Below are 22,410 nucleotides of genomic sequence, written 5' to 3'. Positions count from 1 at the left end.
CAAACGGTTTAAGTACGTAGTCAATAGCATCCACGCGATATCCTTCTAATGCAAATTCACTATAAGCTGTCGTAAAGATGATAAACGGTTTATGCTTACTGGCATCTGCTGCCAAAACCCTTGCAAGTTCCATACCGGTAAGATCTGCCATTTGAATGTCGAGCAGTAGTAATTGAACAGGATTGGATTGAATATAATTAAGAGCATCGATCGCATTGTCAAATTCAGCAACAAGTTCCAGAAAAGGTGTTTGTCTGACAAAGGAGCTAATCATATTCAATGCTAAGGGCTCGTCATCTACGGTTATACATCTAATTTTCATTTAAATCAATTTTAAGTTGCACCTCAAAGCCATCAACCTTATTTATTGCCAAGGAATACCTGCCAGGATAAATTAGTTCCAGCCGTCTTTCCGTATTCTGTATTCCGATACCATGGTTTTGATCATCATCCAACTTGTTGTCCACGATTTTTTCAAAAACTTTATTCTTTGTATAGAACACCAATGATTGATCTTTTTCTGTAATCCTAATGGTAATCGGACTATGTGTCTGTGTGCTGATGCCATATTTGAATGCGTTTTCTATAAAAGGCAAAAACAGCATCGAAGCAATTTTTTGATCAGGAGAGACGATATCCACCGAAAAATCAATTGAAACCTTCTGGGCAGATCGCATTTTCATCAATTCCAAATAATTGGAAATAAACTCTATTTCTGATGCAATAGTAGAAGATTGATTGGATGTGTTATATAAAACGTGCCGCATTATTTTCCCTAATTTTTTAAGAGCATTTCTAGATTGGTCAACATCTGTATAGGTCAAAGCATTTACCGTGTTGAGACTGTTAAAGAAGAAATGAGGGTTAATTTGTGATTTTAAAAACGAAAGCTCCATTTCTATCTTGTCTTTTTCTACTTGTAGGCGTTTATTCTTCTCATCTTGCCATTTTTTAATCAATATGCCAATAATATTGACACCAAGCACCAATATTTCAATCAAGAAAATATAGAAAAATACGGATAAATTGCCATGTCCCTGTTTTTTTTGGGTATTATGTAACCCAGCTATTTTTCTTATTTCCTCCGAAACATTGAGCAACTCATCCAACTTACTGAGAATTATAATAATCAATACACACGAAAGAAATAAAGTGAGATAGTATTGAAAATATTTTCTTTGGAAGAGTAATTTAGGTGCCAACCATTTTGTATTGAAATAAGTAAGTCCCAGCATCAAAATGAAAAAGAAAAATTGATTGACCCAATAAACAAAAGGCAATGCGATCCCATAAGAATGCGGAATCATAAGAAACAGTAATACTGCTAAGAGGGTTATACCCACTAAGGTTGTAACTGTATTTTGATTTCTTGTTATGATTTTCATAGGATGCTAAATTCCATTTTCTATTAAAAATTTACAAAATTTATCGACAAACTCACTGATTTTATGAGTGAGTATGCTATTTTGTTAAGTGAAGAAACTCCGGATACTTCACGATTCAAAAATACACCTTCATGGTAAAAAATGAAAGATTGGTCTATTAGATTTCTTTCAAAGGTAGAAAAAATCTTCCTTTGCTTTTTAAACAAGACATAATGAAAGAGAATATCAAAGTGCTTATCTATTTAAGTGTATTTTTCTTATTATCAACACCTGCGATTGCTCAAAAAATGGGAAATGTTATCGGTACTGTGGAAGATATGGACACCCACGAGAGACTTATTGGAGTGAGTATTAGCGTTAACGGGACCTCGTTTGCTACGCTTACTGACAGTACGGGAACTTTTAGGCTTAACGTTCCTGTAGGCACCTATACGATTAACGCTTCCTCAGTTGGGTATCAAAAGTTTACACAATACAATATAGAAGTAAGCTCAGGCAATGACAGGATTATGCACTTTGAATTGCAACCGGAAGCGGCACAACTTGAAGGCGTTACAATCACAGTCAATAGAAGTGCTTCTGCAACTGCAACCGATATGATTACTCCTATGTCTGTCCAGAAATTGACATCTCAGGAAATAAAATCAAACCCCGGAGGAAATTTTGATGTTTCAAAAGTGGTACAAACGTTGCCCGGAGTCGGTTTAAGCAATGGTGTAGGTGAGCGGAATGATATTATCATACGTGGTGGTGCACCCAATGAAAACGTTTATTATCTGGATGGTATAGAAATACCAGTTTTAAACCACTTCCAGACACAGGGAAGTTCGGGAGGTGCACAGGGAATTTTGAACGTCTCGTTTATCGAGGATCTCAAACTGACAACATCTGCATTCGATTCGAGATACAGCGATGCATTGTCTTCTACCTTTGTTATCAATCAAAGAAACGGTAACCCCGATCGTTTGTCGGGAAATATTCGTGCAAGTATGACAGAAACCGCATTAACGCTGGAAGGTCCGCTTTCCCCTAAAACAACATTCCTGAGTTCTGTGCGTAAATCCTATTTAGGAATGCTGTTTAAAATGGTAGATCTCCCAATCCGTCCAGACTTTTATGATTTTCAATATAAAGTTAATCACAAATTCAATGATAAGACAACATTAACTGCTATTGGTATTGGAGCCATTGATAAGTTTGGATTTGCACCTACAAAGGAATCTACTCCCGAACACACTTATATTCTCCGTTCAACGCCTTATGTAAACCAATGGACTTATACCATGGGCTTTAATCTTAACAGAAAGATCGAGAATGGCTACATGAACTTCACCTTAAGTAGGAACATGTTCAATACAACATTGGATAAATTTGAAGACGAGAACAAAATTGAACAGAACAGGACTTTATTAATCGAATCAGATGAAGTGGAAAATAAGTTCCGTTTTGATTACAATAAGTTTGTTAACGGTTGGAAGTTTTCAGCTGGTTTGGATGCCCAATACGTAGGTTATAACGGAGATGTATTTAATAAAGTGTCTGCTGAGGTAAAAGATGAAGATGGCAATGTTGTAGCCCCAGAAAGAACCATCCAGTTCAACAGTAAGATCGACTTCTTCAAATATGGATTGTTTGCGCATGCTTCAAAACGTTTTCTGGATGACAGATTACTCTTATCGGGAGGTATCCGTACGGATATGAACAGCATGACCGAGACAGGAAATGATCCCTTGAAGACACTTTCTCCTCGTTTATCCGCTTCTTATCGTCTGAGTGACCAATGGAACTTGAATGCATCTGCTGGTACTTATTTTAAGGCACCTATATATACCGCATTGGGATATAAGGATGAAGCAGGTAATTTCATGAATAAAGATATGGACTATACCCGTTCAACTCATTATGTTCTGGGAACTGAGTTCTTACCAAAGAATTCACTGAGGTTCACATTGGAAGGTTTCTATAAGAGATATAGCGATTACCCTGTGTCTGAAACAACAGGAATTTCATTGGCCAATCAGGGAACTCAGTACGGATCGGTTGGTAGCGAACGCATATTATCGATAGGTATAGGAGAAACGTATGGAATTGAAGCTTTTATGCAGCAAAAGATGACTAAGAACCTTTTCTATCTGCTTAGTTATTCTTATGTAGTTAGTAAATTTTCGGGAGTAGATGGCGTATTAGCTCCTTCATCCTGGGATAACAGACATCTGTTTTCTGCAACTTTAGGGTATAAAATGAAAAATGACTGGGACTTGGGACTGAAGTATCGTTTTGCAGGAGGAAATCCTTATACACCATATGATCTGGCAGCCTCACAACAAAACTATTTGTTGCTGGGCCAGGGAATTCCAGATGCTTCCTTATTGAACCAGAACAGACTTTCCAATTTCAACCAACTGGATTTCCGAGTGGATAAGAAATTCAACTTTAAAAAGACATCGTTGGGCATATATCTAGATGTACAAAACTTATTGATGCAAAAAAATGAAACCAACCCGAACTTTACGTTTAAGCGAAACGAAGATAATACAGGCTTTGTGACTACCAATGGACAACCTATTACTGCTGATGGAAGCAACGCCATACCAGTTATTCTTTACAATAAAACTGGACATCCTTTACCTTCCCTTGGAGTAATTTTCGAGTTTTAACAGAAAAACATTTAATTAAAAATCAAAATTATGAACATTACGTTGTCAATTATAGTGGGAATGCTAATATTGTCAATTTCAGCCCCCTTTATTTCGGTTTATGCTGTTTCTCAAATTAAGAAAAAGAACCTTGATGTCCACGTCAAAATTCAAAAACGATTGTTCTGGACCTGTATTGTTGCACTGATTATTTTAGAAGTTCAAATAAGGGTTTCGGGTGGATCAGGCAGTCTCGTTTCTAACAGTAAATATACCGGGACGTTATTCTTTAATAGTTTATTGATTGCACATATCATAGGTGCGGTAATCACCTATATTTTCTGGGGAATTACTGTTTTCAGTGCTAATAAGAATTTGAAAAAGAAAAAAACATTACCAGGAAAATATTCGACAGTACACAAAAAGCTAGGTTACGGAACTATCATAGGTCTATTTTATACTGCTATAACGGCTGCTATTGTTTGTACCATGGCCTTCTTCTTGTGAATTTAATTTCTCATGAGAGAATGCGTAGTCCGTTAATTTTAAAGCAGTACAGGCAGAAACAGATGTTAAGGTCTCTTTTATTTATGCTATCACATTTATCAGGAGCAATATTCTTGTTGCTCATTTGAGAATATTTTTTGAATTTTGAAAAAAGTGACGGAAGTTAAAGGAGTGGAAAGATTTCTATCCACTCCTATTTTAACCCTAGAAAATCAAATGTGTAAACAATTCTTTCTGCTCGTTTAGATGCTGATAATTTATTTTTTTAGTTTTCATTTTTTGTTCCATACTATCTAAATCAGAACTGTATTTTAGTTCTACGCCAACAACAGCCGGACCTTCTTCGCGGTTGTTCTTTTTAGTGAACTGGAAATAAGTAATGTCATCATTTTCTCCTAAGACATCATTTACAAATTCTTTTAATGCTCCTGGTCGTTGTGGAAAGTTGATGATGAAATAATGCTTCAATCCTTCAAACATCAAGGATCGCTCTTTTATTTCTTCCATTCTTGTAATGTCATTGTTGCTGCCACTAACAATGCACACCACATTTTTACCTTTGATTTGGTCTTTATACGAATCCAAGGCTGCAATACTCAATGCACCAGCTGGTTCTACAACAATGGCTTCTTCGTTATATAATTGTAAAATTGTTGTGCAAACTTTCCCTTCAGGCACTAAGACGATGTCATCTAACGAATGTTGGCAGATTTCAAATGTTTTGTCGCCCACCCGTTTTACGGCAGCTCCATCTACAAATTTATCAATGTTCGTCAATGCAGTATTTTTACCGTTTTCCAACGATGTTTTCATAGAGGCTGCTCCTTGTGGTTCTATACCGATAAGGTTAGTTTCAGGACTCAATTGTTTAAAAACCGAAACGACCCCTGCTGCCAAACCGCCACCTCCAATTGGGAAGAATAAAAAATCAATTTTACATTTGCTGTCTTCCACAATTTCCAATCCTACAGTTCCTTGTCCGGAAATAACCAATTCATCATCAAACGGATGAACGAAAACTGCCTTATTCTTCTGGCTGAAAAGAAGGGCTTCGTTGTAGGCATCGTCAAAAGTATCACCTTTCAACACAACCTCTACATTTTCTTTTCCAAAGAGTTTTACCTGCTTTATTTTTTGTGCAGGCGTGGTAATAGGCATATAAATAACGGCTTTTATGTTCAGTTTTCTACACGCAAAAGCCACTCCTTGAGCGTGATTACCCGCACTTGCACATACAACGCCGAGTTTTATATCATTTTCGGAAAGCGAACTTATTTTATGATACGCTCCACGCAATTTGTAGGATCGTACAGGTTGTAAATCTTCCCGTTTCAAATAAACCTGAGCAGCAAATCGCTCGCTCAGGTTTTCGTTTTTCACAAGAGGCGTATGCACAGCCACACCTTTCAGGTTTTCGGCTGCCTCTTGTATTTTTGCTAAATGTATCATTTGGTTTGAGGTCTTAATTTTCGAACTTGCATTCCAGTTTGCCACAACTCACTTTGTTGTATTTCTTTGAGTTCTGCGTTGAGTTTTTCTCTGTAATCTGGCTTGCTGTTGGCTTCGATAACGATGGCTGCTTCTTTACCTGAAAGCACGTCATCATACAGTTCATTAAAAACAGGAGTGGTAGCTTCTCTAAATTTACCTTTCCAATCCAATGCTCCTCGTTGTGCAGTGGTACTGCAATTGGCAAACATCCAATCCATTCCGTTTTCGGCTACCAAAGGCATTAAACTTTGGGTCAATTCTTCTACAGTTTCGTTGAAGGCTTCACTTGGCGAATGTCCTCGCTGACGAAGCACATTATATTGAGCCTCAAAAACACCTGCGATAGCTCCCATCAAAACGCCTCGTTCGCCAGTCAAATCGCTGTATACTTCTTTTTGAAATGTGGTTTCAAACAAATAACCAGAACCGATAGCGATGCCTAATGCCAATGCTTTTTCTTCAGCTTTTCCGGTTGCATTTTGAAAAACGGCATAACTGGAATTTAAACCTTGCCCTTTTAAAAATAATGTTCTTAACGAAGTTCCCGAACCTTTGGGAGCCACCAAAAACACATCTACATCTTTAGGTGGCACGATACCTGTTTTTTCATGAAAAGTAACGCCAAAACCATGTGAAAAATACAGGGCTTTTCCTGTTGTCAAATTTTTTTTCATCGTTTCCCATGCTTGTATTTGCCCTGCATCTGATAATAAATTCATGAGTAAAGTGCCTTTTTCGCAAGCGGTTTCCACTTCGAAAAGAGTTTCATTTTCTACCCAACCATCAGCAAGTGCTTTGTCCCAACTCTTTGTCCCTTTTCGTTGTCCTACAATTACTTTTACGCCATTATCTTTCAAATTTAAGGCTTGTCCCGGACCTTGCACGCCGTATCCAATGACTGCAACAGTTTCGTTTTTTAATATTTCTCTTGCTTTCTCTAATGAAAACTCTTCTCGTGTTACGACATTTTCCATTACGCCGCCAAAATTTAATTGTGCCATTTTATATTGTATTATTTTTTTTAATTGATTTCTAATTCTTTTAAATAAGTACTTAATTCTTTCATTGGTTTGGTAACTGCTACTCTTCCTGAGCGGGCAAATTCCAGAATACCAAAGGGTTTCAATTTCTCAAATAAAACCTGTGTATCTGCTTTGTGCCCTGTTTTTTCAATGACGATAAAATCGGGATCTACGGTGAGAACTTTGGCACTATTTTCTCTAACCACTTGCTCTACATTGTTGGATTTAAGTTCTGTTGTTTTGATTTTATATAACGCAATTTCCTGATGTACTACTTCATTATCTTCGTGTACAAAGGCTTTCAGAACATCAATTAATTTGTCGATTTGCCCAACAACTTTATCTATTTGTTCTCTGTTTGTTCTCAAAACGATAGTGTAACGGTGCACATTTTTAACCTCTGTTTCAGAAGCGGTGATGCTGTCAATATTCAAATGTCGTCTTGTAAATATGATGGTGATACGGTTGAGCATTCCGATTGTATTTTCCGTAAATATGGATACGGTAAATGTTTTGTTCATTGTTTCCATTTTATCCGTTTTATAATTATTGTAATCTTATTTCAGCTACCGAAGCACCTGTTGGCACCATCGGAAAAACATTATCTTCTCTGGCAACTTTCACTTCCAACAGGTACGCATTTTCTGTGTTTAAAAGTTGGTCTAATGCGTTGTTCAAGTCCTCCTGTCTTTCAACTTTTTGACCTTTGATGTTGTAAGAGGCTGCCAAAGCCACAAAATCAGGACTTTGAATGTCGGTAAACGAATATCTTTTTTCAAAGAACATTTGTTGCCATTGCCTCACCATTCCCAAATAACCATTGTTTAAGATGATGATTTTCACGCCGATATTATTCTGCATCATGGTTCCCAATTCCTGCAAGGTCATTTGAAAACCACCATCTCCAATGATAGCTACGACTTGTTTTTCCGGATTTGCCATTTTTGCTCCAATAGCGGCTGGAAGTGCAAAACCCATCGTTCCCAATCCGCCAGATGTAACATTACTTTTGGTTTGATTATACTGATAGAACTGTGCCGCCATCATTTGGTGCTGTCCCACATCGGTTACAACGATTGCATTGCCCTTGGTTTTTTGAGAAAGTAAATCAATCACCAAATCCATTCTCAGTTCATCTGAAAATTCCTTTTCTCTATTTTCTGAAAGTACCTGTAATTCCTTTTGCTTCGCTTGATGAAATTCATCCAACCAATTTTGATGAGTTTGTTTTTCTACCAAATCTGCTAAAACGGTTAGTGCTTCTTTGGCATCGGCTACAACAGGAGCATCGGCTTTTATGATTTTATTGATTTCGGCAGTGTCTATATCAACATGAACCACTTTTGCTTGTGTTGCATACCGGGAAACATCACCTGTAACACGGTCGTCAAAACGCATTCCCACGGCAAGCAACACATCGCACTCATTGGTTTTTACATTGGGTGCATAATTGCCATGCATGCCTACCATTCCAACAAATAAAGGGTGATGACTTGGAAAAGCTCCTAATCCCAAAAGCGTAGAAGCCACCGGAATACCCGTTTTTTCGGCAAAAGCCAATAATTCTTCTTCTGCATTGGAAAGCATAATTCCTTGTCCGACAATCATCAAAGGTTTTTTTGCCTCATTCAAAAACTTGGTTGCTGCTTGCACTTGATCTACATTCAATTTTGGCTTAGGTTGGTAGCTTCTCACCGATGTACACTTTTCGTAAGAGAAATCCAGTTTTTCAAACTGGGCATCTTTGGTAATATCCACCAAAACCGGCCCCGGACGACCAGACGAGGCGATGTAAAATGCTTTAGCTAAAGTGGGTGCTATATCTGCTGCTTTGGTTACCTGACAATTCCATTTGGTTACCGGCATCGAAATTCCCATGACATCGGTTTCCTGAAAAGCATCAGTTCCCAAGAGATGAGAAGCCACCTGTCCGGTGATGCAAACCAAGGGCGTAGAATCAATCAGGGCATCGGCTAAACCTGTAATTAAATTGGTGGCTCCCGGACCAGAAGTAGCAAATACAACCCCTGTTTTTCCTGAAGTTCTAGCATATCCTTGAGCTGCATGTATAGCACCTTGCTCGTGTCTTGTCAAGATATGATTTACTTCTTCAAGATGATGAAACAAGGCATCATAAATTGGCATGATAGCACCGCCTGGATAACCAAATATCGTTTTTACACCTTCGGCTTTCAGGCTTTGTATCACCGCTTCTGCACCTGTTATTTTTAATTCCGTTGTTTTCATTTTTTAATTATTTATCGGTTACACACCCCAATGAAGCACTCGAAACGCATTGTGCATATTTGTACAAAACCCCTTTATTTGCTTTCAATGGAGGTTGTTTCCATGCTGCTTTTCGTTTTTCCAATTCCTGTTCAGATACTTTTAAATTGATCGTATTATTTTTTGTGTCAATCGCAATCAAATCTCCATCATTTACCAAGGCAATTGTTCCACCTACAAAAGCTTCCGGAGTGATGTGTCCTACCACAAAACCATGCGTTCCACCCGAAAATCTACCGTCGGTAATTAAAGCCACTGAATTTCCCAATCCTGCACCCATAATTGCTGAAGTTGGTTTGAGCATTTCAGGCATTCCCGGTCCGCCTCTTGGTCCGCAATAACGGATTACTACCACATTCCCGGGTTTTACTTCTCCGTTTCGCACACCATCAATCACTGCATATTCATCGTCAAATACTTTGGCTGTTCCTTCAAAATAATCGCCCTCTTTGCCACTTATTTTAGCTACACTTCCCTCGGTAGCTAAATTTCCGTAGAGCATTTGCAGATGTCCATTTGCTTTCACTGGATTTTCCAATGGAAGAAATACTTTCTGACCTTCGGTTAAATCTTCCACAGCTTCCAAATTTTCAACAATTGTTTTTCCTGTAACAGTTAAACAATCTCTATGTAATAAATTGTGTTTCAATAAATATTTCATTACTGCTGGAACACCACCTGCTTCGTGCAAATCTTCCATGAGGTATTTTCCACTTGGTTTTAAATCTGCCAACACTGGAACACGGTTACTTACCTTTTGGAAATCATTCAAAGTCAATTCCAAATCCACCGAATGTGCCATTGCTATCAGGTGCATTACGGCATTGGTAGAGCCGCCCAAAACCGTTACCATGGTCATGGCATTTTCAAAGGCTTTTCGGGTCATGATGTCTTTGGGCTTAATGTCTTTTTCCAACAACACTTTGATGGCTTTTCCTGTATCAAAACATTCCATTTTTTTATTGCTGCTCAACGCAGGATTGGATGAACTGTAAGGTAAACTCATTCCCAAAGCTTCAATAGCCGAAGCCATCGTATTTGCTGTGTACATACCGCCACAAGCACCCGCGCCAGGACAAGCGTTTTTGATTATACCTTTGTAATCTTCATCGGAAATGGTGTTACTGAATTTTTTACCTAAAGCTTCAAAAGCTGAAACGATATTGAGCGATTCTCCTTTCCATTTTCCAGAATGGATCGTTCCGCCATAAACCATGATTGCAGGACGATTTAATCTTCCCATGGCGATGATAGAACCAGGCATATTTTTATCGCAACCTACTACCGCCAATACAGCATCGTACCATTGGGCACTCACCACCGTTTCTATGGAATCGGCGATCACATCTCTGGAAACCAAAGAAAAACGCATACCGTCAGTTCCGTTTGATATACCGTCACTCACACCAATGGTATTAAATATCAATCCTACTAAATCCTCTTGTTGCACACCAGCTTTTACTTCTTTAGCCAAATCGTTGAGGTGCATGTTGCAGGGATTTCCTTCGTAACCCATACTCACAATTCCCACTTGTGCTTTTTGCAAATCGTCTTCGGTTAAACCTATTCCATAAAGCATGGCTTGTGCTGCAGGTTGGGTTTCATCTTGTGTGATGGTTCTACTGTATTTGTTGAGTGTTTTCATTAGTTTAAATTGAGCTGTTTTAAAGGTTCTCGTACCAAAAGTGAATAAGCATCTTGAAGTTTTTTACCTAAGGAATCATTCCAGTTTTTTGGAAATTGATAAGTGTCCACCGATAATATACCCACTACCTCGGCAGCCGTTCCGCAGTAAAAGGCACTATCAGCTTGAAAAAGATCTTCTCTGGTAAATTTTCCTTGATGCAGTTCCAGACCTAATTGTTCGGCTAACTCCAAAACAGTGGCTCTGGTGATGCCCGGAAGGATGTTTCCTAATTGAGGCGTGAATAGTTTTCCGTCTTTTTCAAAGAACAAATTTGCACCCGGACCTTCGGCTAAAAATCCATCGCTATCCAAAAGCAAGGCTTCGTCGAATCCATTGTCTTTTGCTTCGTTGGTTGCCAAAATCGAATTGACATAATGACCGCAGACTTTCGCTTCAATGTGGATGGATTTTGGATGTGGACGGCAATAGGAGGAAACCGTTAATCGTAGTAATTTTTCTCCCAAATACGCTCCCCAGTCCCAAGCGGCAATCATCACCGAAACCCTGGTAGGTTTTGACAAACTCATATTTTGTCCACAATACACCAATGGTCGGATGTAAGCATTTTTTAAATTGTTTTTTTCCAGTAACTCGTAAGTAGCTTGGACTAACTCTTGAACAGTGCAATCGAAAGGGATTTTTACCAATTCGCAGGATTTTTTCAAGCGTTCATAATGTTCTTCGGCTTTAAATACTTTAGTTCCATTTTTGGTTTCATAAGAACGAATACCTTCAAATGCACCGTAGCCATAATGAAGCGTTTGACTGTACAAATCGGTTGTAGATTCGTTAGCCTTTACAAATTTTCCGTCCAAAAAAAGGACTGTTTCGTTGTTTGAATACATATTTATTTTTTTTATTGAGTTGATAATTGATTTTTGGGAATAAAAAAAGCCTTTCCCGAAATGAGAAAGGCTTACAATTTGGCATAAAGCAGCATCTCTCACGGTGGCGAGCTAATAATAATGCTGATAATAATAGTGTTGTTATATGATTTCATTTTGTTCTTTTTAGTTTAATGTCAATAAAAAAAGCCTCCTGATTTCTCGGGAGGCTTTCAAATATATCTTTTAGATTATATCAAAATTATTCCTCCCCGGTATGTGAAATCACACCCGCAATAATAATAGAAGAAATATTAATTGAATTGTACATTTTTTTTCTGTTTTCAAGTGCAAATATAGCTAGTAATTTTTAAACCCACAATTTTTTTATGCTTTTTTTACTGCCAATCTCACTAATGGCTCAAAACTCTGCAAAAGTTATTGGTATCAAAGATGGTGATACTATTTTAGTTCTACTTAGTGATAAATCTCAAAAGACCTTAAGATTAGCAGAGGTTGACTGCCCAGAAAGCGGTCAACCGTTCGGAAAAAATGCAAAACAATATACAAGTGATCAGGTTTTTGGAAAAACTATTAAATTTATTCAAACAGATGTTGACAGATATGGAAGAACTATCGCAAAAGTTTATTATGGTAACGAAAAATATTTATCTGAAGAAATCATTAGGGCAGGTTTAGGATGGTAGTACTTTAGGTATTCAGCTAATAAAAAATTAGGTGATTTGGAAAATATTGCAAGAAATAAAAAGGTTGGATTATGGAAAGATTCTAAAATGGTTGCTCCGTGGGAGTTTAGAAAATTAAAAAATTATAATTAATTCTTATATTTGTGTGATTCTCATGGTTAACTGAGTTTCATGGTTATTAGTTTTTAGTCCTCGAAATAGTCGGGGATTTTTTTTGTGTTAAAAAAAATTTAACCGATGGCTCCAATCAAGCTGACAGAAGGCATTAACAAAGATGTTTAATCTCAGTGTCAACCCTTTTGTATATCAGCATTATTACTCTTAAATTTGTAAAATAAATGATCATAATATAAGGAAACTTAGTAATAAATTTTACCTTTTTGGAATCCGAAAATGCGCTTTGTATCTTTACAGTCTGAAAATACAGCCTAAAACAGCCAGAGAGAATTTTTAGTATCTTTGTAATACTGTCATCTGAAACGCCAATTTTCCAAGACAGTCAAACTTTTAAAATGTAAAAAACATATGAAATAAATCGTAGGTTCCACTTTTTGTATTCAAAAGCATCGTGCAGGGAACGCACTTTAATAATGCTTTTTGTCGGAGTATATATACTCAATTTAGGGTTAAGAAAATCAGTGATTACCAATGGAAATGATAACAATTTGGATTGTAGCGGTACTTTTATTTATATGTATCGTAGCAATCTGCTTGCTTTCACTAAAGAAAAAAAAGTTTAAGAGTACTCTTAAAAGTAAACTTTTTGAATTTAGTGTTGAAACAGAAGATTAGAAATAGATATCCGGAGCGCCGGATTAAGAATAAAAAAAAACTACCATCTGAAACGCCAATTCCCAAGGTAGTTTTTAAACTTTTAAAATGTAGAATCAAATGAAATAAATCAAAAGTTCCACTTTTGGCAAACATCGTGTACGGAACGCACTTTAATGATGTTTAGATGATTGTATAAATACAAATCAATATTTAAAGTTCAATATGAAACTCAGTGATTACCAAATTGCTGGGTTTCTTATTTAGTTTACAAAATTACAAAATTTTTTTTAAAAAAACTTAAAAATTATTTTTAAGTGGTTAAATCTCAATTAAACATTTATTGTATAAAAATTTAATTACGTCAAGTTCTGTCGTAGTGGGCATTTTGATTTGTTGCAGAAAACTTTAACGGAAATCATAAATTAACTTATAAAAATCTGTCTAATTTTGTAGTGTGAAAAGTCCAATTCAATTATTAAAATTTACGGATGATGATAATATTATTATCCCTGTTCTCCCTGCCAAAGTAAAAGCAGGTGGTTACGGAAGTTTTGAAAGTCCTGCACTTGATTTTCCTGAAGATACAATAGATCTTCTAAAGCTTCTAATAAAAGATAAAGAAACTGTTTTTTTTGCTTTTGTTACAGGCGATTCACTAAATGGAATAGGAATTTTTGACGGTGATATTTTAATAATTCAAAAAGGAATGTTACCGAAAGAAAACGATGTAATTATTGTTTTTTTAGATGGAGAATTTTACGTAAAAAAATACAGACCAAGTTTCAAAGAAAATTCATCATTAAACTTGAAAAAAGTAAATGATGGTCAATTATTTTTAAGCTTCGCTTAACCCGAACTCAGGTTAAATATTATAATTTTTAAATATCTCCCCAATCTCACCTAAAATTTTCTCCCGAAAATCCTTCGGTGCAACCACCATTACCCTATTCCCAAATGACAAAATTTCTTTTTTGAAATCATAAGTTGGAGATAATAAATATCTAAAGAAAGTTCTTCCTTTCTCTTCTTTCAAGATGGTTTGGGAATGATGGAGCGGTAAAGATTTGATATAATTTCCCTGTTCCCAGTCGAAGGAAAGAATGATTTCTTGTGGCTCGCCGTCGGCCGAGATTATTCCAAAACTGTTTTTGAAAGCTTCTTTTACGTTATATTGTTGTTTTTTAAACCTGGTGCTTTTTATTTCGAGATCCATAATTCTGTCCAAAGCGAATGTTTTGACAAAGAGTTTGTCAGCTTTATACTCATTAGCCAAAAGATACCAACGATGTTGAAACTCCTTTAAAGCATATGGTTCTACAGCACGTTGAGAAGTTTCGTCTGTCCAAAATTTAGTGTACGTGAAACTTAAAACATTTTGATGGAGAATGGCATGAATGATTCCGTGTAGTAAATTTAAACCTCGGGATTTTCTCGGTTCGAAAAACATGATTTCAGAATTGGCTTTTGCTTCCCTGTAAGCCTCTACTAAAAGAAGATTATCGAAAACAGATTCTTCAGCATTGGTGAGCTCTTCATTTTCAATAAAATAAATTTTCTTGCTGAAATCAAAAATAATTTTGATTCCCAAAACATTTTCCATCACTTCCCGATCCCGTTTGAAAGTACGTTCGGAGAAACTTAAATCTGCATGATCTTTTTCCTGAAACTTTTTTTCAAGATATTGGTCAATTTCCAAATAGGTAGCCCCACGATCTTTGCGGGTTCGTAGAAAATCCTGAATATATTGAAGCCGGAGCATTTGTTCTTGTTTTGCCATGGGTTGTTTTTTTAAATTTAAAATGCCAATATCATGATGTCTTCATCCAATACGCTCCGGCATCCACTGAGCGAAATGTACCGGTTGAAGTGAGTGCAAAAATAGTTTCTCCTCGCCGTTTCAGATCATAAAACTCTCCTACTTCTTTCGAACCGGAATATCTAACTGTTCAGGAAATCCCTGCGTTATCTGAAATTTCCAAAAGATAGAAATTTGCAGGTGAAATTCTGATGAGCTTAATTCCCATACTTGTTATCGTTGCCATTTCTAATTTTTTGAATGAATAAAGCCTATTGCAGAGTTTTGAGGAATCATCATTTCTTCATTACAGAAAGACTCAATGCCTTCGAAATTTATCGGTACATTATTAATGATCTGCTGTATCTCAATTTTACGGATAATATTATCAATTTGCCCGCCTGAAAAATCAAATTTTTCTGCAAGATTATTATATTGCCAACTTCTCAGTGTAGCAATTTTGGATTTCCAAATCTTTGCTCTCACTTCAGTGCCTGGTTTATGAAAGACTATTTTAAAAAGAAATCTTCTGTCAAAAGCAGAATCCAGGTTTTCTGCCAAATTTGTTGTCGCCATCAGTATTCCTGCAAAGTTTTCTAGCTCTTCAAGGAGGATATTCTGTACTGCATTTTCTGTCTGGGCAACATTCGATGAAGTCAACTCTTTTCTTTTTGAAATGATAGCATCTGCTTCGTTAAACAGTAGAATTGGTGTTTGATCACAATCTTTTGAAAATGTCTGATAATCTGTAAAAATTCGTTTGATCATTTTTTCACTTTCACCAAACCATTTCGATTTTGTCTGACTGATATCCACTTTCATAATCTGTCGTTTTGTTGCTTTTGCCAGCTGATTAACGACTTCGGTCTTTCCCGTTCCGGGGTGGCCATGTAACAAGACAGTAATCCCTTCTGGTAATCCCTTTTCTTTAAGTCTTTTCTGAGTTTCAACAAACTTTTCTTCCTGCAACAGATTTTTCAGAGTTTCCAATTGTTTCATTTCTTCTAAATCAAAAATGAGTTCTCTCTGAATAATGTCTGAGGGCTCAATGACATTGTTTTTTTTCTTTTTTTTGATAAATAATTTAATATCGCAATCATTTAAAAACTGAAGTGAAACATCCGTCAGTTTCATTTCTGTATCATTGAAAAAATCAGCAGGAACAATTTCAACCCAGTTATTTTTAACTAAAATGTGTTCTTCAGAGATAAGCTTTTGCATCTTATCAAATCTCACCTGCTTCATATCATAAATACCTTCTAATGCGCGTCCGATATCTGTTGTCTCGCTTCCAGAAATGGTTTTCCAAATGAGATAGAGGAAAAGATAAGTTTCTTGAATTCTGAATTCGAGTTGAGAAATCCTATTGATAAGCGGCAAATGCATGTTTTTTTCAATATGAAATTCTGTTTCTCTAAACAGTGTCATTGTTGAAATAATGTCTTCATCCCTTTTCGTTCCCAAATCATAAATTTGTTCCAAAAGCTCTGTAATGCTTGATGCTTTTTTGGCTTTAATTTGTGGCAATGGAAGACCTTGTAATACGGCTTCAGTTATTTTTTCTTCCACTGTATACTGATCTCCAGCGCCTGAAATTTTCAATCTCCGTTTCGATTTCTCTTTATGGAAAAGACCTTTCTTGCAGAGATTTTCTAGCTCCTCATGAAACTCCAACATTCGCAGCGGATTACAGCCAAAGTAATCACTTAAAATATTAAGATCTGCCGTATCACCTTTATAATTAAAAACCCGTAGTGCATTATAAAAAAGGTTACTCATAATACGAAAATTTCGTATATTGTATTGACTATCAATCTAATACGTTATGAATGACCTAGATGCAATTTACGATTTTATTTTAAAGGAATTAAGAAAATTAACCATCAAAGAAAATTTTTATTTCAAACCAATTAAACCAAAATTATCTGATTTAGAGCTCATTGCAATAAATATTTCTGCGGAATATTTATCGATAGATTCAGAATATCAGTTGTTTAGATACCTCTCTAATTCAAAACTAAAGGGAATGATTGAGAGAAGTGTGTTTAATCGCAGAAAAAGAAAGCTTTTCTTACACTTGGAAAATATTAGAAAACTTATGGTTGCTAAATTTAATGAGATGGAAACCACTTTTATTGTAGATTCGATGCCTTTAGAAATCTGTAAAAACGCAAGAGCGAACCGCTCTAAAATTTGTAAGGAAAATGAATTTTCGTTTCCCAGCAAAGGTTATTGCGCTTCTCAATCGAGTTATTATTATGGTTACAAATTACATGCTGTTTGTTCTGTTTCCGGAGTTTTCCAAAGTTTTGATATTTCTACAGCAAGCATTCATGATATTCATTTTTTGCAAGATATCAAGCATCAAATGAACAATTGTACGTTGATTGGAGACAGGGGTTATTTATCCACCCAAGTGCAAACAGATTTGTTCAATTATGCGAATATAAAGCTGGATACACCCATGAGAAACAACCAAAAAAATTATCAAAAACAAAAATATATTTTCAGAAAATCCAGAAAAAGAATTGAGACTTTATTCTCTCAACTTTGCGACCAATTTAAAATCAGAAACAATTACGCAAAATCTTTTAACGGTTTTAAAACAAGGGTATTGAGCAAAATAACAGCATTAACTTTCATTCAGTTTGTAAATGTTTTTGTTTTCAGTAGAAAAATGAATAGACTTAAAATTGAATTAATTTAATAATGCACTACGAGTAATTAAAAGTAAAAACCATTGCAATAAAAAAGGTCTGCACCTCGGTTGTCTTAAAATATTGGGAAAGACTATCAATCTCAGCTTCTATACTTTTGAAGAATGATTCTTCCAAATGACAAGCTTTTGCTTTTTCATAAACTTTCCCGATATTTTCAAGAATTTGCTTTTTTGTCGTTGTCTCCATGTTCTTTTTTTGACAAAGGTAGATGGGGAGTTGGACAAGGGGTGGCGGGGTATATTTATATTAAAGTTTTTAATTTTCGAGTAATTCTTGTGGTATTTTCCTCGATTTCTGATTGTGTTATTGTTGATTTTTTATCCTGCAGCATTTTCATCAATGGATATTGGCAATAGTCAAATTTTCCCGTTTTATTATTGTAATAACTCGTTCCAAGAATTAAATTACCTATAGAATAATCTTGTATTTGATTTTCAGACATTGTATTTTCAACTTTTATCAAATTAGGTTTCTCCCAAAATTGTGCAATACTTCCATCAAAATACATCTCATTGTCATTATCTAAAAACTCTAAAATTGCCCATAATAAAACTCTTTCGTAGTGGCCAATCTTACGGGTGTCTTTAATTAGATCTTCAAATTCGACTACATTTTCGCCATGTCGTAAAACGGTAGTTTTAAAAAATTCTTTAAGCCTATCGTTAAAAAACTCCAATAATTCTTGTTCTGAAAGTGATTTGAAATTTTTCCAAATTATTTTGAAATCAGTATGAAGAAATAATTTTTTATCCGAGTTATTACGCATACAATAGCCCCATCCATCCACGGTTCGGTGCTCAAAAACACCATCATTCAGGTATAGAATTAATCGATAAATATTTCCGAGTTTAATATTGGTAGAGTAAGTAAACTGCTTCGGATTTATTTTTAGATAAGCAGTGTAAAATTTTTCTAAATCAGAAATATTTAAATTTTCACTAATGGCAAAAAGAGGAAATAGATCTCCCATGAAGTCAGGATGATCCTCCCATTTGTTAATTAAGTTTTTATGCTCTGATAGTTGTTCTTTTGTTTTTTCTTCATCATTATACCAAATGTTAACTGGAATATTTGATATTCTTTCTATTGAATTTTCGATAGTATTAAAAGTTAGAATTTCCTGTAATGAATTAGAAATTTCTATTATTTTAAGAACATATCTCCAATCCAAATAGTTGTTCTTTCTGTGCTTTCTTTTTAAATCAAAATAATTTTTTCTTAATCTTCTGAGGAATTCATAGATAGATTCTATATCCTCAAATTTAACAATGAATGCTAGCAATGGTAACAAAATATTGTGCACTCTTTCTAAATTAAGATTTCTAATATCAACAATATTTAAAACATTGTTTTTACCATTAATGTAAGTGAATTGATTTTGAAATTTTTCAATTTCGAGTAACGAAATAATGGTTTTCAAAGCTTCAAAATAAACGTTAATATTATTTAAATTGCCCTCATTATCATTTTTTCTTAATAGAAATTTAGCTTCCTTGATGATATCAATATTGTCTTGCTGTTTCTTTATCTTAAAATACCACGTGAGAAAATCATTCACACCTTCATCTGAAATGTTTTCATCTTTTTTTTTGTTTTTCCAAAACCATGTTTCTCTTTCTTCCCATTGCTTTGCCAATTCTGAGTTTTGTGTATTTCCTAATAAAATTGGTTTTATATTTTCTGAAACTGTAAGACTTTTCCCAGTTGTATTGATTATGACAAAGCGCTCTTCTCCATGCTTTTTATCTTGAACATTATAATATTGAATTTTAATATTTTCAACCACAAACTGACAAAAATCTGAAGTTAAATCTGCTGATTTACTTTCGATAATTTCTAATGCTGATATCATGCTTTTTGTTGAAGGATCTAAAGTATATTCATTAAAAAACCAAGCCTGATTTTTTATGTCATAGACTTTTAAATCATTTTCCTTAATAAAAAACTCATTAACTAAGTCTCTCAGAAAGAATACTGTAGTTTCTCTCACTGCATATTGTAAATAAGGTTCTTGATCGTCATCCAACTCTTCAAAATCAGAAATTAGACAATTTTTCAGGTATGTTTCTTGAAATTTTTTGTGCAGCATTCCAATCAAAAGATACAAAGTTGTGACTCTTTGTTGACCGTCTGTAAGATAGATATGATCAGTAGGATTTTCATAGGCGTCGATCTTGCCAAGTATAATCTCAGATTTATTGTTATCAAACTCTTCAAGTAGCGTATCTAAGAAATCATTGACTAAATCTTTATCATTATTTTCCCCATGGGACTTATCGCCCCAACAATAATCTCTTTGAAAATCTGGGATTATAATTTTTCTATTGGAGGTGGAAAATAATTCCTTTAATGAATATTCTTGTGTATTAATTAAATTCATAATATTTATTCAAGTATTTGATGGTTGATGTTTTGTTGGAAATTATTTCTATTTCTGTCCAACTTGACTTCGAAAATGTAGATATTGTATGTAGGAGATTTCTGCTTGAAAATGTAAGAGATGTATTAAAATAGGTGTCTTTTTTCTCAGAGAAATCTTTCGCCCCAAAAGAAGAATTATCTTTTCCATAAAGTAAGACCAAGTTTCCAATACAATGAATACTACCTTCAATATAATCATCATTATTAAAGTCAAGAATCTTCATTTTCGACTTTGGAAAAATATGCTCTAAAGATCGATTTTGCCAGATTGAAAAATCAAATTTTCTTTTAAGTTTATTATCCTCCAAAATGTTTAGAAGTAACAAAAATCGAAATGCGAATTCTTTTCTAGAATCTTTGTATTCTCCATCATTTTCGTTCCAATAAACATATTTTTCGTTAACTAGATCAATTGCTTCTCTAGCTTTTCTATTTTTGACACATACATATTCTTCCGTCTCTAAATCATTAACTTTTTCAGTTGTATTGTTTATAATTTCGAGATGTGTTGATCCTATCAAAGACCATTTTGAATATTCTTCCAATTTAATTTTATCCGTGTTTTTTGCATCTAAAAAATAGCGTAAAGAGCTTTCTCTCGAGTTGCTGGTTTTAAGTATTAAGCCTAAAAAATTATGACTTAGGGGGTTATTATATAAGTCTTCAAAGGTTTTTTGAAGTTTTCGAAGACCCTCAAAGTGTTTTTTCGCACTTATACCATCAGATATAAATTGAGATTTAAAGTTGTCAAATGAAAAATCTTTTGATTTTTTATTTTCACCACTTATATTCCAGTATGTTATTAAGAGATAATACAAAGGATGATGATTTCCCGTACCAAAATAATCTTTTATTTCATCTTGGTTCCACCAATATAGCCACTTATCCCAATTTCTGGCTAATCGTCCCCGATCTTCATTAATTTTCCATTCAATTCCGAATTGCTGTTCTTTATTCTGATTAATGTTGTTTTGAATTCTTGATGATTTAATAAGTAAATCAGATTTAATTAATTCTTCATCTTTCATTATTGCTTTCAAGCCATTTAAAGCAATAAATGTATTTATGGCTTTATCTTTAGAAATTACATTGTAGAGAAGAAAGACATTATTTTTAATAAACAATGAAAAATCTCTAAGGTCGAAATTTTCGTCAAGAATATTTTTGATTTGAATAATAGCTTGTTTGAAATAATAAATATCCTGACTATCATCTTCATCTGGAGAATATGCGGACTCTAATAAATAATTGTTAAGCCACTCATGACTGTCCTTACGAACATCATAATTCAATTTATTTTTTATAAAATCTTTATCTTCTAAAAATGCAAATAGAAGGAAAAGAGAAGTTGTTCTTTGCTGTCCATCCACAAGAATAATTTTTCCACTTTCTTCTACTACTGTCACAGCCTCAATGAAATACTCTTTAAGCTCATTATCATAAGCTTGTCTTAGAGATTTTATAAAATAAGTTATTGAGCTTTCATTTTTTTTATCTTTTACAGACCATTTATAGCCACGTTGATATTCAGGAACAACAAACTGTCCTTTTTCAAAGTAAGATTTTATATTAATTTTGGTTCCCATTTCTCAAATGTATTAAAAACAACTCCGCACAAGCTTTCGCATCGCTCAGTGCATCGTGGTGGTTTAGTGAAATATTATACTGACCACAAAGTGAAGCCAGATTTTGTTTAAAGATTCTGTAAGTACAATGTTTATCGTATGCAGGGGCAGTCATTCCGTAATATTCCAGCGTCTTTTGAAGTACCGGAAAATCGAAAGACAAACCATTGTGAGCCACAACGGTTTGTCCTTTAATAAAAGGTTCAATCTGATGCCAGATCTGATTGAAAGTAGCAGAATTTCTTGTCATTATCGGTGTGATTCCATGAATCTCAGTAAATCTTGGCCAATAATAATTATCTGGAGGCTGAACGAGAAGGTTAACTTCATTGGTTACGACTCCGTTCTCTACGCGTACAAGCCCAACCTGACAGATCGTGTGGCGAAAACCCTGCGCGGTTTCAAAATCGATTGCTGTGAAGTTTTTCATTTATAATGCTGGCTGATGTTTCTTTGTTGGACTTTTTGAACACGAAAGCGAGGTTAAACTCGATAAGCTGGAGTATTTAGCTCCACAACACTTACAAGTG

19 protein-coding genes are annotated in these 22,410 nt (G+C 34.9%); 5 read left to right on the top strand and 14 right to left on the bottom strand.

The genetic code is table 11. The features are described 5' to 3' along the window. On the bottom strand, nucleotides 1-322 hold a 322-nt coding region (locus LO744_RS20350), incomplete at its 3' end, for a LytR/AlgR family response regulator transcription factor (protein WP_230672696.1). Then, complete coding sequence (locus LO744_RS20345) at nucleotides 312-1,385, bottom strand: sensor histidine kinase (RefSeq protein ID WP_034751539.1); 1,074 nt, start codon at nucleotides 1,383-1,385, stop codon at nucleotides 312-314. The genes LO744_RS20345 and LO744_RS20350, both read right to left, overlap by 11 nt. Before the next feature lie 212 nt (nucleotides 1,386-1,597). Between LO744_RS20345 and LO744_RS20340 the strand changes: the two genes are divergently transcribed. Together LO744_RS20340 and LO744_RS20335 are read left to right on the top strand one after the other, a co-directional pair. Further along, nucleotides 1,598-4,042, top strand: a complete 2,445-nt coding sequence (locus LO744_RS20340; RefSeq protein WP_034751535.1) for a TonB-dependent receptor — start codon at nucleotides 1,598-1,600, stop codon at nucleotides 4,040-4,042. Between the two features lie 30 nt (nucleotides 4,043-4,072). Further along, nucleotides 4,073-4,528, top strand: a complete 456-nt coding sequence (locus LO744_RS20335; protein ID WP_034751532.1) for a DUF420 domain-containing protein — start codon at nucleotides 4,073-4,075, stop codon at nucleotides 4,526-4,528. Between the two features lie 204 nt (nucleotides 4,529-4,732). On the opposite strand, the gene ilvA is transcribed toward LO744_RS20335, so the two are convergent. Genes ilvA through LO744_RS20305 form a run of 6 tightly spaced genes read right to left on the bottom strand, consistent with a single transcriptional unit; the run spans nucleotide 4,733 to nucleotide 11,859 of the window. Continuing rightward, nucleotides 4,733-5,977: a threonine ammonia-lyase IlvA gene (gene ilvA, locus LO744_RS20330; RefSeq protein WP_034751529.1), complete on the bottom strand. Its 1,245-nt coding sequence runs from the start codon at nucleotides 5,975-5,977 to the stop codon at nucleotides 4,733-4,735. Next, entirely contained in the window at nucleotides 5,974-7,020 is a 1,047-nt protein-coding gene (gene ilvC / locus LO744_RS20325; RefSeq protein ID WP_034751526.1) for a ketol-acid reductoisomerase, read from the bottom strand. Before ilvC ends, ilvA begins: the two co-directional genes overlap by 4 nt. Nucleotides 7,021-7,040: 20 nt before the next feature. Next, nucleotides 7,041-7,562, bottom strand: a complete 522-nt coding sequence (ilvN, locus tag LO744_RS20320) for an acetolactate synthase small subunit (RefSeq protein ID WP_034751613.1) — start codon at nucleotides 7,560-7,562, stop codon at nucleotides 7,041-7,043. Between the two features lie 25 nt (nucleotides 7,563-7,587). Beyond that, nucleotides 7,588-9,288 (bottom strand): biosynthetic-type acetolactate synthase large subunit, encoded by a 1,701-nt coding sequence (gene ilvB, locus LO744_RS20315; protein ID WP_034751523.1) that lies wholly within the window; start codon nucleotides 9,286-9,288, stop codon nucleotides 7,588-7,590. Nucleotides 9,289-9,295: 7 nt separating this feature from the next. Continuing rightward, on the bottom strand, nucleotides 9,296-10,972 hold the full coding sequence (gene ilvD / locus LO744_RS20310) for a dihydroxy-acid dehydratase (protein ID WP_055133806.1): 1,677 nt from the start codon (nucleotides 10,970-10,972) through the stop codon (nucleotides 9,296-9,298). Next, a complete protein-coding gene (locus tag LO744_RS20305; protein ID WP_034751611.1) occupies nucleotides 10,972-11,859 on the bottom strand; it encodes a branched-chain amino acid transaminase in 888 nt (295 codons plus the stop codon). The genes ilvD and LO744_RS20305 overlap by 1 nt, the downstream gene beginning before the upstream one ends. A gap of 368 nt (nucleotides 11,860-12,227) precedes the next feature. Here LO744_RS20305 and LO744_RS20300 point away from each other — a divergent pair, with 368 nt between their 5' ends. Further along, on the top strand, nucleotides 12,228-12,545 hold the full coding sequence (locus LO744_RS20300) for a thermonuclease family protein (protein ID WP_230672693.1): 318 nt from the start codon (nucleotides 12,228-12,230) through the stop codon (nucleotides 12,543-12,545). Between the two features lie 1,228 nt (nucleotides 12,546-13,773). Next, the gene (locus tag LO744_RS20295; protein ID WP_230672690.1) at nucleotides 13,774-14,169 is read left to right on the top strand and encodes a LexA family protein; all 396 of its coding nucleotides are present in this window, start codon (nucleotides 13,774-13,776) and stop codon (nucleotides 14,167-14,169) included. Nucleotides 14,170-14,181: 12 nt separating this feature from the next. Here the strand turns inward: LO744_RS20295 and LO744_RS20290 are convergent, their stop codons facing one another. Together LO744_RS20290 and LO744_RS20285 are read right to left on the bottom strand one after the other, a co-directional pair. Then, the gene (locus tag LO744_RS20290) at nucleotides 14,182-15,096 is read right to left on the bottom strand and encodes a helix-turn-helix transcriptional regulator (protein ID WP_230672687.1); all 915 of its coding nucleotides are present in this window, start codon (nucleotides 15,094-15,096) and stop codon (nucleotides 14,182-14,184) included. A gap of 267 nt (nucleotides 15,097-15,363) precedes the next feature. After that, nucleotides 15,364-16,893 (bottom strand): ATP-binding protein, encoded by a 1,530-nt coding sequence (locus LO744_RS20285; RefSeq protein WP_230672685.1) that lies wholly within the window; start codon nucleotides 16,891-16,893, stop codon nucleotides 15,364-15,366. A 46-nt stretch (nucleotides 16,894-16,939) separates the two neighbouring features. Between LO744_RS20285 and LO744_RS20280 the strand changes: the two genes are divergently transcribed. Beyond that, nucleotides 16,940-17,821 (top strand): IS982 family transposase, encoded by an 882-nt coding sequence (locus LO744_RS20280; protein WP_230672682.1) that lies wholly within the window; start codon nucleotides 16,940-16,942, stop codon nucleotides 17,819-17,821. Between the two features lie 7 nt (nucleotides 17,822-17,828). Here LO744_RS20280 and LO744_RS20275 read toward each other — a convergent pair whose 3' ends face one another. The 4 genes from LO744_RS20275 to LO744_RS20260 are packed head-to-tail and all read right to left on the bottom strand — an operon-like array spanning nucleotide 17,829 to nucleotide 22,310. Continuing rightward, nucleotides 17,829-18,020, bottom strand: coding sequence for a hypothetical protein (locus LO744_RS20275; RefSeq protein WP_230672680.1), 192 nt, complete (start codon nucleotides 18,018-18,020; stop codon nucleotides 17,829-17,831). Between the two features lie 55 nt (nucleotides 18,021-18,075). Next, nucleotides 18,076-20,214: a DUF262 domain-containing protein gene (locus LO744_RS20270; protein WP_230672677.1), complete on the bottom strand. Its 2,139-nt coding sequence runs from the start codon at nucleotides 20,212-20,214 to the stop codon at nucleotides 18,076-18,078. Next, complete coding sequence (locus LO744_RS20265) at nucleotides 20,201-21,841, bottom strand: DUF262 domain-containing protein (protein WP_230672675.1); 1,641 nt, start codon at nucleotides 21,839-21,841, stop codon at nucleotides 20,201-20,203. The genes LO744_RS20270 and LO744_RS20265 overlap by 14 nt, the downstream gene beginning before the upstream one ends. Next, entirely contained in the window at nucleotides 21,825-22,310 is a 486-nt protein-coding gene (locus tag LO744_RS20260) for a 3'-5' exonuclease (protein ID WP_230672672.1), read from the bottom strand. Before LO744_RS20260 ends, LO744_RS20265 begins: the two co-directional genes overlap by 17 nt. Nucleotides 22,311-22,410 lie beyond the last annotated feature (100 nt).

The organism is Chryseobacterium turcicum, assembly GCF_021010565.1.
GTDB classification, from domain to species: domain Bacteria; phylum Bacteroidota; class Bacteroidia; order Flavobacteriales; family Weeksellaceae; genus Chryseobacterium; species Chryseobacterium turcicum.
The sequence above is the reverse complement of the archived record's forward strand: the minus strand, read 5'-3'. Positions and strand labels throughout refer to the sequence as shown.